The sequence below is a fragment of the Halobaculum sp. XH14 genome, from assembly GCF_032116555.1.
In the GTDB taxonomy this organism is placed as follows: domain Archaea; phylum Halobacteriota; class Halobacteria; order Halobacteriales; family Haloferacaceae; genus Halorarum; species Halorarum halobium.
In genome coordinates this window covers 80523-94891 of sequence record NZ_CP134951.1, presented here as the reverse complement: position 1 = coordinate 94891, position 14369 = coordinate 80523, and the positions used below count along the sequence as shown (strand labels likewise).

The 14369-nt window shown below is 70.5% G+C and carries 15 protein-coding genes; 11 read left to right on the top strand and 4 right to left on the bottom strand.

What is annotated here, in order from left to right; all coding sequences use genetic code 11:
• Window positions 1–8: 8 nt before the first annotated feature.
• On the top strand, window positions 9–635 hold the full coding sequence (locus RJT50_RS18125) for an MBL fold metallo-hydrolase (protein WP_313696318.1): 627 nt from the start codon (window positions 9–11) through the stop codon (window positions 633–635).
• A gap of 79 nt (window positions 636–714) precedes the next feature.
• On the opposite strand, the gene RJT50_RS18120 is transcribed toward RJT50_RS18125, so the two are convergent.
• Window positions 715–1464 carry an ABC transporter ATP-binding protein gene (locus RJT50_RS18120; RefSeq protein ID WP_313696317.1) on the bottom strand — a complete coding sequence of 250 codons (750 nt, stop codon included), beginning with the start codon at window positions 1462–1464 and terminating at the stop codon, window positions 715–717.
• Window positions 1465–1635: 171 nt separating this feature from the next.
• Between RJT50_RS18120 and RJT50_RS18115 the strand changes: the two genes are divergently transcribed.
• The 8 genes from RJT50_RS18115 to RJT50_RS18080 all read left to right on the top strand — a co-directional run bounded on the left by RJT50_RS18115 (window position 1636) and on the right by RJT50_RS18080 (window position 9319).
• On the top strand, window positions 1636–3012 hold the full coding sequence (locus tag RJT50_RS18115; protein WP_313696316.1) for a CoA-binding protein: 1377 nt from the start codon (window positions 1636–1638) through the stop codon (window positions 3010–3012).
• Entirely contained in the window at window positions 3005–3754 is a 750-nt protein-coding gene (locus RJT50_RS18110) for an acetate--CoA ligase family protein (RefSeq protein WP_313696315.1), read from the top strand. The genes RJT50_RS18115 and RJT50_RS18110 overlap by 8 nt, the downstream gene beginning before the upstream one ends.
• Entirely contained in the window at window positions 3747–4220 is a 474-nt protein-coding gene (locus RJT50_RS18105; RefSeq protein ID WP_313696314.1) for an acyl-CoA thioesterase, read from the top strand. Before RJT50_RS18110 ends, RJT50_RS18105 begins: the two co-directional genes overlap by 8 nt.
• 247 nt (window positions 4221–4467) lie before the next feature.
• Window positions 4468–4644: a hypothetical protein gene (locus tag RJT50_RS18100; protein ID WP_313696313.1), complete on the top strand. Its 177-nt coding sequence runs from the start codon at window positions 4468–4470 to the stop codon at window positions 4642–4644.
• A gap of 160 nt (window positions 4645–4804) precedes the next feature.
• Window positions 4805–5887, top strand: a complete 1083-nt coding sequence (locus tag RJT50_RS18095) for a cupin domain-containing protein (RefSeq protein ID WP_313696312.1) — start codon at window positions 4805–4807, stop codon at window positions 5885–5887.
• Between the two features lie 202 nt (window positions 5888–6089).
• Window positions 6090–7340 carry an ABC transporter substrate-binding protein gene (locus RJT50_RS18090; RefSeq protein WP_313696311.1) on the top strand — a complete coding sequence of 417 codons (1251 nt, stop codon included), beginning with the start codon at window positions 6090–6092 and terminating at the stop codon, window positions 7338–7340.
• A gap of 51 nt (window positions 7341–7391) precedes the next feature.
• A complete protein-coding gene (locus tag RJT50_RS18085; RefSeq protein WP_313696310.1) occupies window positions 7392–8276 on the top strand; it encodes a branched-chain amino acid ABC transporter permease in 885 nt (294 codons plus the stop codon).
• Window positions 8273–9319, top strand: coding sequence for a branched-chain amino acid ABC transporter permease (locus RJT50_RS18080; RefSeq protein WP_313696309.1), 1047 nt, complete (start codon window positions 8273–8275; stop codon window positions 9317–9319). Before RJT50_RS18085 ends, RJT50_RS18080 begins: the two co-directional genes overlap by 4 nt.
• 124 nt (window positions 9320–9443) lie before the next feature.
• On the opposite strand, the gene RJT50_RS18075 is transcribed toward RJT50_RS18080, so the two are convergent.
• The 3 genes from RJT50_RS18075 to RJT50_RS18065 form a co-directional block, all read right to left on the bottom strand.
• Complete coding sequence (locus tag RJT50_RS18075; protein ID WP_313696325.1) at window positions 9444–10142, bottom strand: ABC transporter ATP-binding protein; 699 nt, start codon at window positions 10140–10142, stop codon at window positions 9444–9446.
• A gap of 68 nt (window positions 10143–10210) precedes the next feature.
• The gene (locus RJT50_RS18070) at window positions 10211–10372 is read right to left on the bottom strand and encodes a hypothetical protein (protein WP_313696308.1); all 162 of its coding nucleotides are present in this window, start codon (window positions 10370–10372) and stop codon (window positions 10211–10213) included.
• Between the two features lie 147 nt (window positions 10373–10519).
• Window positions 10520–11398, bottom strand: a complete 879-nt coding sequence (locus RJT50_RS18065) for a fumarylacetoacetate hydrolase family protein (protein ID WP_313696307.1) — start codon at window positions 11396–11398, stop codon at window positions 10520–10522.
• Between the two features lie 129 nt (window positions 11399–11527).
• On the opposite strand from RJT50_RS18065, the gene RJT50_RS18060 reads away from it, so the two are divergent.
• Entirely contained in the window at window positions 11528–12754 is a 1227-nt protein-coding gene (locus RJT50_RS18060) for an FAD-dependent monooxygenase (protein WP_313696306.1), read from the top strand.
• A 96-nt stretch (window positions 12755–12850) separates the two neighbouring features.
• Complete coding sequence (locus RJT50_RS18055; protein WP_313696305.1) at window positions 12851–14341, top strand: aldehyde dehydrogenase family protein; 1491 nt, start codon at window positions 12851–12853, stop codon at window positions 14339–14341.
• The last annotated feature ends 28 nt before the right edge of the window (window positions 14342–14369 follow it).

Here is a 14369-nt window from a genome sequence, read left to right as displayed (position 1 = left end):
CCGACCGCATGACCGACGAGATCGCGCCGGACGTCTACGATCTGACCGTGGCCGAACTGAACGGCGGGCGCTACCGCGTGTTCCTGTTCGACGGCGAGGTCCCGACGCTCGTCGACGCGGCGTTCGCCGACACCGTGGACGTCGTCGCCGACCGGCTCGACGAACTCGGGGTCGAGCCCGAACGGCTCGTCCTGACCCACGGCGATCCCGACCACGTCGGCGGGGTCGCGGGGCTGGCCGAGCGCTACGACCTGGAGACGTGGGCCCCGGAGGGGCTGGAACTGGACGACCACGAGCCGACCCGTCGGTACGGGGACGGCGACGCAGTCGGGCGGTTTACGGCCGTCCACACGCCCGGCCACGCCGACCACCACCATTCGCTCGTGGACGAGGACGCCGGCGTCGCGGTGCTGGGCGACGCCGTGTTCGGCTCGGACGCGCGGGGGCTGCCCGAGGGAGGCTTCGTGTTGCCGACCGCGTTCTTCTCGGCCGACCTCGCGCGGGCCGACGAGAGCCTCGAGCGGCTGCTGGGCTACGAGTTCGACGTCGGCCTCGTGTACCACGGCTCGTCGGTGACCGACGGGGCGAGCGGGACGCTGGAGCGGTTCGTGAACTTCATCGGAAAGCCGGAGTAGCCGGAGCGAGCGGTGGCCGAACCCGACCGGACCGACCGCGTCGGTCGCCGGTCGCCATGGCGACCCGTGAACCCGTGGGTCAGTCGCCCGCGGCCGTGCCGGCGTGGTCGCGCGCGGCGCTCTCGCCGAGGTACGCCTCGATGACGTGCTCGTCGTTCTGGATCTCCTCGGGGGTGCCCTCCGCGATGAGTTCGCCCTTGTCGAGGACGAACACGCGCTCGCTGACCGACATGAGCGCGCGCATCACGTGGTCGATGAGGAACACCGTCGTCCCGCGGTCCCGGATCTCGCGGATGAGGTCGACGATCTCCTCGGTCTCCTCGGTGTCGAGCCCGCCAGCGACCTCGTCGAGCAGCAGCACCTCGGGGTCGGTCGCCAGCACGCGGGCGATCTCCAGTCGCTTGAGCGCGCCGACGCTCAGCTCGTCCGGCTCGTCGTGCGCGATGTGGTCGAGCCCGACGAACTCCAGGGCCTCGTAGGCCCGCTCCTCGGGATGTTCGGGGTCACGGCCGCCGAACTCCGCGCCGACGGTCGCGTTCTCCAGCAGCGTGAGCCCCTCCAGCGGCTTGACGATCTGGTGGGTCTTCACCAGCCCGCGGTGACAGATCTGGTACGGTTTCCGGCCGGTGATGACCTCGCCGTCGAGCGTGACGGTGCCCTCGGTCGGCGAGTGGACGCCGGTGATGAGTCGGAACAGCGTGGACTTGCCCGCGCCGTTCGGTCCGATGAGCCCGACCGCCTCGCCCCGGTCGATCGAGAACGAGACGTCGTCGACGGCGACGACCCCGCCGAAGCGCTTCGTCAGATGTTCGCCCTCCAGTAACGCCATTGTGGGAGTCGTTGACTATCGCCTCGCATAAACCTACTCCTCGTTCGCGGCGGATCGTGGAGGTTGGTCGGTTGTCGTGACGCACGCCTCGAAAGCCCCCCAAACGCACCGACGGACGAGCCGACGACACGTCAGGGAAAACGATTTGGTGACATCAGCCAACAGCAAACCGTGAACCTGACACGCCTGTTCAGCCCGGAAACCGTCGCGGTCGTCGGGGCCTCGAGCACCGAGGGGAAGATCGGCTACGAGGCGATGGCGAACGCGGTCGCGTTCGACGGGCGCGTCTACCCCGTCAACCCCTCCGGCGAGGGGTCGGTGTTCGGCGAGCCGTTCGTGGCGTCCGTGACCGACGTCGACGAGCCGGTCGACCTCGCGCTGCTGTGTGTCCCCGGCCCGGTCGTCCCCGACGTGCTCGCCGAGTGCGTCGCGGCCGACGTCGGCGGGGCCGTCATCTACGCCGGCGGCTTCGCGGAGGCCGGCGACGAGGGCGAGGAGCTCCAGGACGAGATCGTCTCGATCGCTGCCGAGGGCGACCTCGCGCTGCTCGGGCCGAACACGAGCGGCTTCGTCGTCCCGCGGGACGACCTGCTCGCCTCCTTCGCCGGCGGCGTCGAGCGGCTCCCGGCCGGCAACGTCGCCATCGTCGCCCAGAGCGGCGGCGTCGCCCACCAGCTCGCGTTTCAGGCGCTCCGCGAGGGGCGCGGCGTCTCGGCGATGGTCGGGCTGGGCAACCGGGCGAACGTCGGCTTCGAGGCGGCGATCGAGTACTTCGACGGCGACGACGCCACCGACGCCGTGATCCTCCACGTCGAGGGCACCGACGACGGCCGCTCGCTGCTCGAAACGTGCCGCGCGGCCGAAACGCCCGTCGCGGCGTACAAGGTCGGCCAGTCCGACGTCGGCGAGTTCGCCGAGTCGCACACGGGCGCGCTGACGGGCGATCACGACCTCTACACCGCCGGCTTCGCCCAGTACGGCGTGCCGACGGTCGACTCCACGGCGGCGCTGCTCGACGCCGGCGTCGCGCTCGCCGACTCGCCGGCGCCCGCCGGCGCGAACGTGGGCGTCGTGACCGCCCAGGCCGGCCCGGGCATCATCGTCGCCGACCGGCTCCAGCGGGGCGGCGCGAGCCTCCCCGATCTCGGCCCCGAGACGCGAGAGCGGGTCGAGGAGATCCTCCCGGGCATCACCTTCGCCGGCAACCCCGTCGACACGGGCCGGCCGATGCCCGAGTTCGGCGAGGTGGTCGAGGCGGTCGCCGAGGACGACGCCGTGGACGTCGTCCTCGTCTACGAGCTGTTCGAGGAGGCGCTCGGCTACCCGGTCGAGACGCTCGACGGGCTCGCCGAGCGCGTCGGGAAGCCGGTGCTGTTCGCCACCGAGGGGCCGCCCGGGGCGATGGACGACGAACTCGCGGCGCTCCGGGAGGCGGGCGTGCCGACGTTCACCTCGCCCGAGCGCGCCGCCGAGGCGACCGCGCTGCTGGCCCGCTTCGCGGAACTCGGGAAAACTGGTGTGTCCGAGGAGGTGAGCGCCGATGTCTGATGCCGGTTCGGGCGCGCCCGCCGGCGACCCGTCCGCCGACCCCGTCGCGGCGGCGCGGGCGGACGGACGGACGACGCTCACCGAGGCGGAAGCCAAGTCGCTGCTCGCGGAGGCGGGCGTCGAGACGACCGAGTTCGCCGTCGCCGCCGACCCCGAATCCGCGGCCGATGCGGCGGCCGATCTTGGCTTCCCGGTCGTCCTGAAGGTGTCATCGCCGGCGGTCACCCACAAGAGCGAGTGGGCCGACGGCGCGGGCGTCGCGCTGGGACTCGACTCCAGTGAGGCGGTCGCGGCGGCCGCCGAGCGCGTCTTCGACGCGGCCGAGGACGAGGGCATCGACGCCGCGGTGCTCGTCGAGGAGGCGCGCGACGTGGACGCCGGCACGGAGGTCATCGTCGGCGGCCTGCGCGACCCGTCGTTCGGGCCGGTGGTGCTGACGGGGCTCGGCGGGGTCTTCACCGAGGTGTACGAGGACACGAGCCACCGGCTCGCGCCGCTCGACCGCGCCGAGGCGCGCGAGGCCGTCGAGGAACTGACCGCCGCCAGGCTGCTTTCGGGCTACCGCGGCCGGCCCGCCGCCGACGTGGACGCGCTCGCGGACGTGGTGTGTGCGGTCGGCGACCTGCTCGTCGAGCGCGAGGCGGTCGCGCAGGTGGACGTGAACCCGGTGCTGTCGACCGACGACGGGGCGGTCGCGCTCGACGCGCTCGTCGTGCTGGACGGAGGTGCGGGCGATGAGTGACGGTGGCGAGCGGGACGGGCCGGACGAAGTGGACGGGGCGAACGGACCGGACGGAGCGGACGGGGGCTTCGAGCGCGTCTGGACGGTCCGGTTCTCGGACACGGACCCGTTCGGCATCGCGCACTACCCGCGCATCGTGGACGCGCTCCACGAGACCTCGGACATGTTCATGCAGGCGGTCGGCTTCCCGTTCTGGGAGATCTCACAGGAGCACGGGTTCGGGCTGCCGCTCGTGGAGATGGACTTCGAGTTCGAAGCGCCGGTGGAGGCGGGCGACGAGGTGAGCATTGAGTTGACCCCGGAACTGGGCACCCGGAGCGTGCGGTTCGAGTACGTCGCGCGGAACGACGGCGAGGTGGCGTTCTCGGGCCACGAGCAGCGGGTCTGTGCCCACCACGGCGGCGACGGCTCGATGGAGTTGCCCGACGACCTCCGCTCGGCGATGGAGCCGTACGCCGACGACTGACCGGTTTCCCGGTTTACGAGACCGGAGAGCAGCCGGCTGTCGCGCGTGACGGCGAGCCCCGCAGGGGAGAGACGACGCGCGCGAGGGACGAGTACCGGAACGACCGCAGGGAGCGCGAAGCGCGCAGCGGCCGCACCGAGCCGACAGCCGCGGGGGCGTTCGATGCGGCCGAGGCGACAACAGGCCCGGACGACACCGGACTGGCGCGGACGGCATCCTTTTTGACCTCCTCACCCAACACGACACCATGGCCGACTTCGAGAACATCTACTCGGACGCCGACCCGTTCGTCCAGGCGCACTTCGACTGCCTGCAGTGTGGGGGGAAGCTCTGGGAGTACGCCATCCAGGGGCAGATGGTCTGTGAGGACTGCCGGTCGGTGTTCCGATCGAGCGACGTGTTCGACGACCAGGTGCGGGCGTAGCGCGCGAGCCGGGCGACGCGAACGCCGCATTCGAACCGCGCCGACCCCCCGACGCATCGAACGGATACCGACGAGGACGGCCCTCACGGGCCGCGAATCCGGGCGACGGCCCGCTCGCCCGTCCAATACACTTATGCCGAATCTGTGCTAACTATTGTCCATGGCCCAGCAAGACCCTGAGGAACTCCTAGAGGTCAGTGCGGAGACCCGGAGCATCCTCGAGGAACACGGCCTCCGTCCGCTCTGGGAGGTGGAGGACGACTTCGGCAACGTCATGGACGACCTGGAGACGGACATCTGGCACTGGGAGGACATCCAGGCCGCCATCGACGGCGTCGAGTCGGACGTTCCCATCGCCGACCTGCCGCCGGGGTTCCAGCGGCGCGTCGCCGTGCCCATCAACACCGGGACCGAGAACGCCATCTCGAACAGCATCTACGTCGGCGTCCAGACCGTCTCGCCCGGCGAGACCGCGCCCTCGCACCGACACTCGGCCAACGCCCTTCGGTTCACCATCGACGGGAACGAGGAGATGAAGACGGTCGTGGCGGGCGAGGAGTTCCCGATGGAGAACAACGACCTCATCACCACCCCGCAGTGGGAGTGGCACGACCACGTCAACGACTCCGACGAGACGGCCGCCTGGCTCGACGTGCTCGACCTGCCGCTGTTCCTCGACTCGCTGAACAAGAAGCAGGTGTTCGAGAACCACGAGCTCGAACGCCAGCCGGTGACGAAGACGCAGGGCTACTGGGACTCCCAGTACGGCCGCGGCCGGCCGGCCGACGAGAAGGGGGACGGCACCATCCCCGGCCCGTTCGAGGGGAACAGGGAGGCGACGCCGCCGTACCGCTTCGGCTGGGACGAGATGCTCGAGTCGCTGCGCCAGCGCGCCGACAACGACGAGCCCGACCCGCACGACGGCTACAGCCTGGCGTACGTCAACCCGGCCACCGGGAAGGAGCCGCTGTTCCCGACGATGTCGTTCCGCGCGCAGCTGCTCCAGGAGGCGACCGACCCGCACTTCCACAACGCGACGGAGGTGTACTTCGTCATCGAGGGCGAGGGCGCCACCCACGTCGGCGACGAGGCGCTCGAGTGGGGCCAGTGGGACATCTTCGTGGTGCCGCCCGACGAGATCCACCACCACGAGCCGGACGGGGAGGCGATCCTGCTGGGGATGACCGACCGGCCGGTGCTCGAGGCGTTCAACTTCTACGCCGAGGCCGAGCCCTCTTCGTAGCGGCCGGGTCGCAACGGCCCGGTCGCGGCGGCCGGATCGGAGCGTTCCGATCGCACCGTCCGATCGTCGCGGTCCCGGCGTTCCGGCTGCTTTCTCGGTGCGACCACCGTCGTGGAGCGGGGTCTGGACCATCGTTCCGGGGCGAAAACGGGGAGAAGAACCACATGGTTTTACATACGAGAGCGTAATGAGGACGCATAGCATGGTAGACAGTGCTACGGGTAACTCCAGACGACAGTACCTGAAAACGGTCGGTGCCGCGGGTGCGGCCGGCATGACGGGGCTCGCCGGCTGTACGGCCTTCGGCGGCTCCGGCGGGTCGGGCACGCTCACCATCGGGGCGACGGTCCCGGAGACCGGCTCGTTCTCCTCGCTGGGCCAGGACGTCCGGCGCGGCTACGAACTCGGGGTCGCCCGGATGAACGACCAGCTGGACCAGGAGGTCGAGATCGTCATCCAGGACGACGAGAGCAGTGCCGATCAGGTGCGCCAGAGCCTCCAGCAGATCACCAGCAACAACGACGTCGACATGATCTGGGGGAGCTTCTCCAGCCTGCTGGTCACGGCCGGGAGCGCGTTCGCGGAGAACCAGGGCATCCCGTTCCTGGGCGCGTTCTTCGCCTTCGAGGGCCCCCACCGGAACGAGGGGTACGAGTGGACCTACTCGCCGTTCCCCAAATCGCGCGACGTGGCCCGCTCCACGCAGGGGCTACTCGAACTCATCCCCGAGGACGAGCGGCCGAGCCGCGTCGGCATCTGGGAGCCCAACTCCGGCTGGGGCGCGGAACAGGCCGACGCCTGGGAGTCGACGCTCTCGGACGCGGGCTACGACGTCGTGTTGCGCGAGACGTTCTCACTCGGCTCGGAGGACTTCTCGACGCTCATCTCCCAGTCGCAGAGCCAGGAGGTCGAGATCCTCCTGTCGAACCCGACGCCGCCGGGCGGGATCACGTCGATCAACCAGATGCAGGCGAACGACTACACGCCGGAGGTGCTGAAGTACGTCCGCGCGGCCGACCCGACGGCGTGGTGGTCCGCGCTCGGCCAGAAGGGCGCGTACGCCTGCATGTGTCCGGGCTGGGTCCCGGGCATGACCGGGAACGGCAACACGGACCTGCAGAGCGCCTACGAGTCGGAGTACGGCCTCGATCAGGGGCAGCTCATCCCCACCGCCGTCGGCGGGGCCTACAACGTCGCGCAGGTCGCGCTGCAGGCCACGCAGGCCGCCGAGTCCACCGACCCCGGCGCGTACCAGTCGGCGCTCCGGGAGACGGAGTTCGGGACCGTCATCGGCGACTTCACCTTCGAGAGCAACGGGCTGCCGACGGAGGGCGAACTCACCGCGCCGACCGGCCAGTGGTGGGACGGCGGCCAGCACACCGTCTACCCCGACGTCGACGGCGACGCCGCGATGGACTTCGAGTACCCGATGACGCCCTGGGGCGAGCGATAACCCGCTCCCCACCCCGGTTTTATATGCCCCACCAACCACCGACTCACACGTATGCCGCCGACTGAACTCGTCTTACAGATCCTGGTCAACGGGCTCCTCCTCGGGGGGATCTACGCCGTGGCCGCGCTGGGCCTCTCGCTCGTGTTCGGGATCATGGACATCGTCAACCTCGCGCACGGGCACATGCTCATGCTGGGCGCGTACGTCGCCATCCTGCTGTTCGCGGCCGCCGGGATCACGCCGCTGATCGGGATGTTCGTCGCGATGGCGCTGCTTTTCGTCCTCGGAATGGCCATCCAGGTGCTCGTGCTCGACCGCGTCGTCGACGAGGGGATCGAACAGCCGATCATCGTGCTGTTCGGTCTCGCGCTCGTGCTCCAGAGCCTCGGGCGCATCGTGCTCGGGAGCGACGCGCGCTCGGCCGAGGTCGGCATCTCGGGACAGAGCCTCGAGATCGGCCCGGTGCTGTTCTCGTTCCCGCGGACGGTGACGTTCGTCGTCTCGGTCGCGCTCATCCTCGCCACCTGGGCGTTCCTGCGGTACACGACGACCGGGCGGGCCATCAGGGCGACCGCACAGAACCGCGACGCCGCGCGGTACATGGGCATCGACACCGACCGCATCTACGTCATCACGCTGGGCATCGGGACGGCGCTCGCCGGGGCCGCCGGGGCGCTCCTCTCGATGCTGTTCCCCATCACCCCGTTCGTCGGGTGGTCGTACCTGCTGAAGGCGTTCGCCGTGGTCGTGCTCGGCGGCGTCGGGAGCATCGCCGGGACGCTCGTCGGGGGGCTCGTTCTCGGCGTCTCCGAGAACCTCGGGACGCTGTATCTCGGCGGCGGCTTCCGGGACATCATCAGCTTCACCATCTTCCTCCTCGTGCTCGTCGTGCGGCCCCAGGGGCTGTTCGGCACCGGCGGGGGTGACGGCGAATGATGGACCGGTTCGGCGCCGCGGCCGAGGGGATCGCCGGCGACCGGCGACGGCTCGCGCTGGCCGCCGTGGGGGTGGCGCTCCTGGCGATCGTGCCGTTCACCACCACCGCCTACATCACCGAGATCGTGTTCACCGGGCTGGTGTTCGCGATGCTCGGCATCTCCTGGAACGTGCTGGCGGGGTACGCCGGGCAGGTCTCGCTGGGCCACGCCGCCTTCTTCGGGACCGGCGCGTTCGTCTCGGCGTGGCTGACGACGCCCTCGCGCGCCGGGCTGCCCGAGCTCATCCCGCTCGGCTCACCCGCGGCGGTCGCGATCGTCTCGCTGCTCGGGGGCGCGCTCGCCGCCGGCCTGCTCGCGCTCGCCACCGGCCCGATCATGTTCCGGCTGACGGGCCACTACTTCGCCATCGGGACGCTGGCGCTGGCGGCGATCATCCAGCTGGTGCTGCTCGACCAGCGGCGGTTCTCGGGCGGCTCGACCGGCTACTACATCAACGGCAGCATCGGGGCCGACGCGATGTACCTCCTCGCGCTGGTCGTCACCGTCGGGATGCTGGTCGCGGCGTACCTCGTGATCGAGAGCCGCTGGGGGCTCGCGATGCGGGCCATCCACGGCGACGAGGGTGCCGCGAGCAGCCTCGGCGTCAACCCGCTGCGGTACAAGATGTACGCGTTCGTGATCTCCTCGCTCATGGCCGGGCTGACGGGCGCGATCTACGCGCAGTTCACGCTGTACGTCAACCCCGAGTCGACGCTGGACGTCGTCTGGATGATCGACACGCTCGTCGTCGTCATCCTCGGCGGGATGGGGACGATGCTCGGGCCCGTCATCGGGGCGGGGCTGTTCCTCGCGCTCGACACCGGACTCCGCGCCGTCGCGGGCGGGCTGGCGACGACGATCGAGGGACTGCTCATCATCCTGTTCATCGTCTTCGTCCCGAGCGGGCTGTACGGGCTCGTCGAACGGCGCTACCTCTCGGACGACGAGGAGACGGAGACGCCCCCGTCGGACGTCGAGGAGTCGCGGTCCGAAGGGGCCTAGCCCGCTCCGGCGAGAAGTTCGAGTTTTTCGGTCCGTTCGTTCCGTCCTCGGTTCTTCGTGTGCCGTTCGCGGGCCGTCGGCGGTCGCCGTCGCTCCACGTCGGCCGCCGCGCGCGCTCGGCCGCTCAGCCGCCGAGATACGACGCGGCGACGCGCTCGTCCTCGGCGAGTTCCTCGGCCGACCCCGACAGCGACACGCGACCCGATTCGAGGACGTAGCCGCGGTCGGCGACCCGCAGCGCGTTGTGGACGTCCTGTTCGACGATGAGCACGGTCGTCCCCTCGTCGTTGATGCGCTCGATCGCGTCGAACACGTCGTCGACGAGCACCGGCGCGAGCCCGAGGCTCGCCTCGTCGAGCAGCAGGAGGTCGGGGTCGGACATCAGCCCCCGGCCGATGGCGAGCATCTGCTGTTCGCCCCCTGAGAGCGTGCCCGCGCGCTGGCCGGTGCGCTCCTCCAGCCGCGGGAAGATGTCGTACACCTCGCGGCGGCGCTCGGCCATCCCGTCGCGGTTCGCGTACGCGCCGAGCGTGAGGTTCTCCTCGACGGAGCTATCGTGGAAGATCTCGCGGCCCTCGGGGACGTGCGCGATGCCCTCGGGCACCACCTCGTCCTGCTGGAGGCCGCCGATCGACTCGCCCCTGAAGCGGACGTCGCCGTCCATCGGCGTGAGCGGGCCACAGATCGTCTTCAGCACGGTCGTCTTCCCCGCGCCGTTCGCGCCAAGCAGCGCGACCGTCTCCCCCTCCGCCACGTCGAGGCTCACGTCCCAGATGACCTGCACGGCCCCGTATCCGACGTCGATCTCGTCCAATTCGAGGATTGCCATCGTCTGTCACGCCGTCGTCCGCGCGCGGACATAAAGCCTCCCCCCGCGCGATGCGGTCCCCGCTACCGGAGGACGTGTGTCTCCCCGTAGTGGGTCCGGAACGCGAACCAGAGCCCGTGGCGGCCGACGACGCGCTCGCGCGTCTCGCCGACCGAATTCCGGAGTTCCTCCCGGTCCACGGTCCACAGGTCGCCCTCGACGTCGCGGAGGCCGTCGGCCGTCACCTCGACGGCCCGCGCGCGAGGGGGAGCACCGCAGGCCGAAGGCCGAGGAGCGCGGAGCGTCCCGCGCAGGCCGACAGTCGCGAGGGGCGTTCGAGGCAATCGACGCGACGGACGGAAAACGAAACCCGAGGAAAACGGCGTCCTGAACTACTCCTGTCCGCCCTTCGCCACGTCCACGTCCGCGAACCGCACGTCCCGCCCGGTCACGTCGACCGTCATCGACCCCACGTCCTCGATCTCGGCGTCGATCGTGTCGCCGTCGTGGAGTTCGCTCACGCCCTCCGGCGTGCCGGTGGTGATCACGTCGCCGACCTCGATCGTCGCGCCGATGGAGGCGTACTGCACCACGTCCGCGCAGGTGTACACCATGTCGCCCGTGTTCTCCCGCTGGCGCGTCTCGCCGTTGAGCTGCAGTTCCATCTCCAGGTCCTGCGGGTCGTCGATCTCGTCGGCCGTCACGACGCACGGGCCGACGACGGTGAACGTGTCGTAGGACTTCCGGTTCGAGCGGTCCTGGTCGCCGCGCACGGAGATGTCGAGCAGGATGGTGTAGCCGAAGACGTGGTCCCACGCCTCCTCGGCGGACACGTCCTTGGCCTCCTCGCCCATCACGAACGCGAGTTCGATCTCGTGGTCCGTCCGGCGGTCCGAGAACGGGAGTTCGACGCCGTGGTCCGGACCGACGACGCTGGAGGGCGCTTTCAGGAAGTAGCCCTTGTCCTCGATGGAGAACCACTCCTCGGTGGTGATGTCCCGGTCCGCGAGCGCCTCCTCGATGTGGTTCTCGTAGTTGAGCGGCGCGGCGATGACCTTCCCCGGCCGGCGGACCGGCGAGCCGAGGTCGACCGCCGCGCGGTCGTGGTCGGGCTCTGCGTCGGCGTACCGGGACGCGTCGTAGTCGCCCCGCATGTACGCGACGAGCGGGTCGCGCGAGTCGATGCCGAGCCGGTCGGAGAGGTCGATGACGCCCTCGCCGTCGTCGGTGAGCAGGCCGAGGCGGCCCTCGTCGTAGGTCACGAATCGCATACTGGAACTGGCGGCGAGTGCGACCATAAAACATGCTCTTCGGGTCGGTACCGGCCGCGGGTGTCGGCTCCCGATGATCGTGGGTGCGCTAACCAAAACCGCTTTGGGTCCCCTATCCGAGTATCGAGTATGTCCGAGAGTCAGCACGACCCGGTCGTCGTAGCCGGCGCTGGGCCGACGGGGATGACCGCCGCGCTCGCGCTCCGGGCCCGGGGCGTCCCGGTCGTCGTCCTGGAAGCCGAGCCCGAGGGCCGCAACCGGCCGGGGAGCCGGGCAATCTACGTCCACGGCACGACGCTCCACACGCTCGAACGCAACCGCGAGGGGCTGGGCAAGCGGCTCGCCGACGCGGGGCTGGTGTGGCCCACCCGGCGGACGCTGTTCCGCGGGAAGGAGGTGTTCTCGCGCACGTACGACAGCCCGGGCGGCACCGGCGACCTCCCGCACTTCACCAGCCTGCCGCAGGTCGAGACCGAGGAGTTCCTGCTGGACGCGCTGGCGGAACTCGACGTCGAGATCCACTGGGACTCGGCGGTCGAGACGGTCGAGTCGGAGCCCGACGGCGTCCGCGTCGAGACCGAGGACGGCCGCGAGTGGGAGACGCCGTACGTCGTCGGGGCCGACGGGGCCGGCTCGACGGTCCGCAAGGAGATCGGCTCGAACTTCGAGGGGAGCCAGTCGGAGAACTCGTTCATCATCGCCGACGTCGACGAGCACCCGGACGAGCCGCGCGCACACGAACGCGTGTTCCACTACGACCACCCCGAGGTCGGCGGGCGGAACGTCCTGCTCGTGCCGTTCACGGGCGGCTGGCGCGTCGACATCCAGTGCAAGCTGACCGACGACCCCGAGCGGCTGGCGAGCGACGCGGTCGTGAGCGACATGGTGGCAAAGACGCTGGGCGAGCGCTACCGCGACCGGGTCGACTGGGTCTCCTCCTACCAGTTCAAGCAGGTGACCGCCGACTCGTTCGTCGACGAACACCGGCGGGTCCTGCTGGCCGGCGAGGCGGGCCACCTGTTCGCGCCGTTCGGCGCGCGCGGGATGAACTCCGGCATCGCCGACGCCGACGAGGCGGCCTCGGCCATCGCGGTCGCCGCGCGGTCGGAGAGCGACGGGGTCGCCCGCGCAGAGGTCGAACTGTACGGCGCCCGGCGCGAGGCGGCCGCCGAGTGGAACAAGAACGCCGCCGGCGAGGCGCTGGAGTACCTCCAGGGCGACGGCGTCGTGACGAAGTTCAAGAAGCGGGCCGCCGCCGGGCTGTCCGACTACTACGAGGACGCCGGCGAGTGGCTCGACGACGCGCCGTACGGCCCGCGCGGCGGCCCGCCGATCGCCACCATCGGGCGGTACTGAACCGCGCGGTTCGACGCCCCCCGAACGACGGGTCGACGCCGGCTCCCCCGCTCTCGCCCCATCCGTTTTTGTGCTGGAGTCCGAACGCCGAACGCCATGGGAGACAGTATCTCGATAGACGCCGACTGGAACGACCTATACGTCGACGGCGAGTGGGTCGAATCGGCCGGCGACGGGACCATCGACGTCGAGGACCCCTCGACGCGCGAGACGGTCGCGCAGGTCCCGGCCGCGGTCGAGTCGGACGTGGACGACGCCTACGAGGCCGCGCAGGCGGCCCACGAGGAGTGGGCGGACGCGCCCCCGGCCCGACGGCAGCAGGCCGCGCAGGCGTTCGTCGACGGGCTGGAGGCGCACAAGGAGGGGATCGTCGAACTGCTCGAGTACGAGGCGGGCGGCTCGCGCGCGATGGGCGAGACGTCGATCAAGATCGCCACCGACCAGGCCGCCGAGGCGGCGACGCTCCCCCGCCGGATGAAGGGCGAGCACGCGGGCTCGAACGTCCCCGGCAAGGAGAACATCGTCGAGCGCGTCCCGAAGGGCGTCGTCACCGTCATCTCGCCCTGGAACTTCCCGCTCAACCTGTCGATGCGGGCGGTCGCGCCGGCCATCGCCGCCGGCAACGCGGTCGTCGTCAAGCCGGCGTCGAACACGCCGATCACGGGCGGACTCCTCTTCGCGAAGCTCGCCGAGGAGGCGGGTCTCCCGGACGGCGTGCTCAACGTCGTCACGGGCCGCGGCTCCGACGTCGGCGACGCGGTCGCGAGCCACCGCCACGGCGACGTCGTCGCGTTCACCGGCTCGACGCCCGTCGGGCGGCGCGTCGCCTCGAAGGCGGCCGAGAACCTCGCCACCCCGGCGATGGAACTGGGCGGCAACAACGCCCACGTCGTCACCGCCGACGCCGACCTCGACCGGGCGGTCGACGCCGCGACCTTCGGCTCGTTCGTCCACCAGGGCCAGGTGTGCATCTCCATCAACCGCCATCTCGTCCACGAGGACGCCTACGACGAGTACGTCGACGCCCTCGTCGACCGGGCGGAGTCGCTCCCGGTCGGCACCGCCCACGACCCCGGGACGGTCGTCGGCCCCATCATCGACGAGTCCCAGCGCGACCAGATGCTGGGGTACGTCGAGGAGACCGTCGAGGCGGGCGCGACGCTGGAGACGGGCGGGGAGACGGTCGAACTCGACGGCGTCGACGACTCGCTCGTCGTCGCCCCGACCGTGCTCTCGGAGGTGACAAACGACATGGCCGCGGCGTGTAACGAGCACTTCGGCCCCGTCGCGCCCGTCATCCCGTTCTCGGACGTGGACGAGGCGGTCGAACTCGCCAACGACACCGAGCACGGGCTCTCGGGCTCGGTCCACGCGGGCGACCTGGGGACCGCGAGGGAGATCGCCGACCGGATGGAGACGGGCATGGTCCACATCGGCGACCAGCCCATCAACGACGAGGCGCACGTTCCCTTCAGCGGCACCGGCGCCTCCGGGATGGGCGGGTACAACAGCGACGAGTTCCTGCACGAGGTGACCGAGACGAAGTGGATCTCGATCCAGCACGAGCCGCGCGAGTACCCGTTCTGAGCGGGCAGGCGGCCGGGGCCGACCCGGG

Excerpts from the sequence above, each read along its gene's own strand:
- RJT50_RS18085 (WP_313696310.1), top strand. The coding sequence starts at position 7,392 with ATGCCGCCGACTGAACTCGTCTTACAGATCCTGGTCAACGGGCTCCTC.
- RJT50_RS18125 (WP_313696318.1), top strand. The coding sequence starts at position 9 with ATGACCGACGAGATCGCGCCGGACGTCTACGATCTGACCGTGGCCGAA.
- RJT50_RS18090 (WP_313696311.1), top strand. The coding sequence starts at position 6,090 with ATGGTAGACAGTGCTACGGGTAACTCCAGACGACAGTACCTGAAAACG.
- RJT50_RS18120 (WP_313696317.1), bottom strand. The coding sequence starts at position 1,464 with ATGGCGTTACTGGAGGGCGAACATCTGACGAAGCGCTTCGGCGGGGTC.
- RJT50_RS18100 (WP_313696313.1), top strand. The coding sequence starts at position 4,468 with ATGGCCGACTTCGAGAACATCTACTCGGACGCCGACCCGTTCGTCCAG.
- RJT50_RS18105 (WP_313696314.1), top strand. The coding sequence starts at position 3,747 with ATGAGTGACGGTGGCGAGCGGGACGGGCCGGACGAAGTGGACGGGGCG.
- RJT50_RS18110 (WP_313696315.1), top strand. The coding sequence starts at position 3,005 with ATGTCTGATGCCGGTTCGGGCGCGCCCGCCGGCGACCCGTCCGCCGAC.
- RJT50_RS18065 (WP_313696307.1), bottom strand. The coding sequence starts at position 11,398 with ATGCGATTCGTGACCTACGACGAGGGCCGCCTCGGCCTGCTCACCGAC.
- RJT50_RS18060 (WP_313696306.1), top strand. The coding sequence starts at position 11,528 with ATGTCCGAGAGTCAGCACGACCCGGTCGTCGTAGCCGGCGCTGGGCCG.
- RJT50_RS18095 (WP_313696312.1), top strand. The coding sequence starts at position 4,805 with ATGGCCCAGCAAGACCCTGAGGAACTCCTAGAGGTCAGTGCGGAGACC.
- RJT50_RS18055 (WP_313696305.1), top strand. The coding sequence starts at position 12,851 with ATGGGAGACAGTATCTCGATAGACGCCGACTGGAACGACCTATACGTC.
- RJT50_RS18080 (WP_313696309.1), top strand. The coding sequence starts at position 8,273 with ATGATGGACCGGTTCGGCGCCGCGGCCGAGGGGATCGCCGGCGACCGG.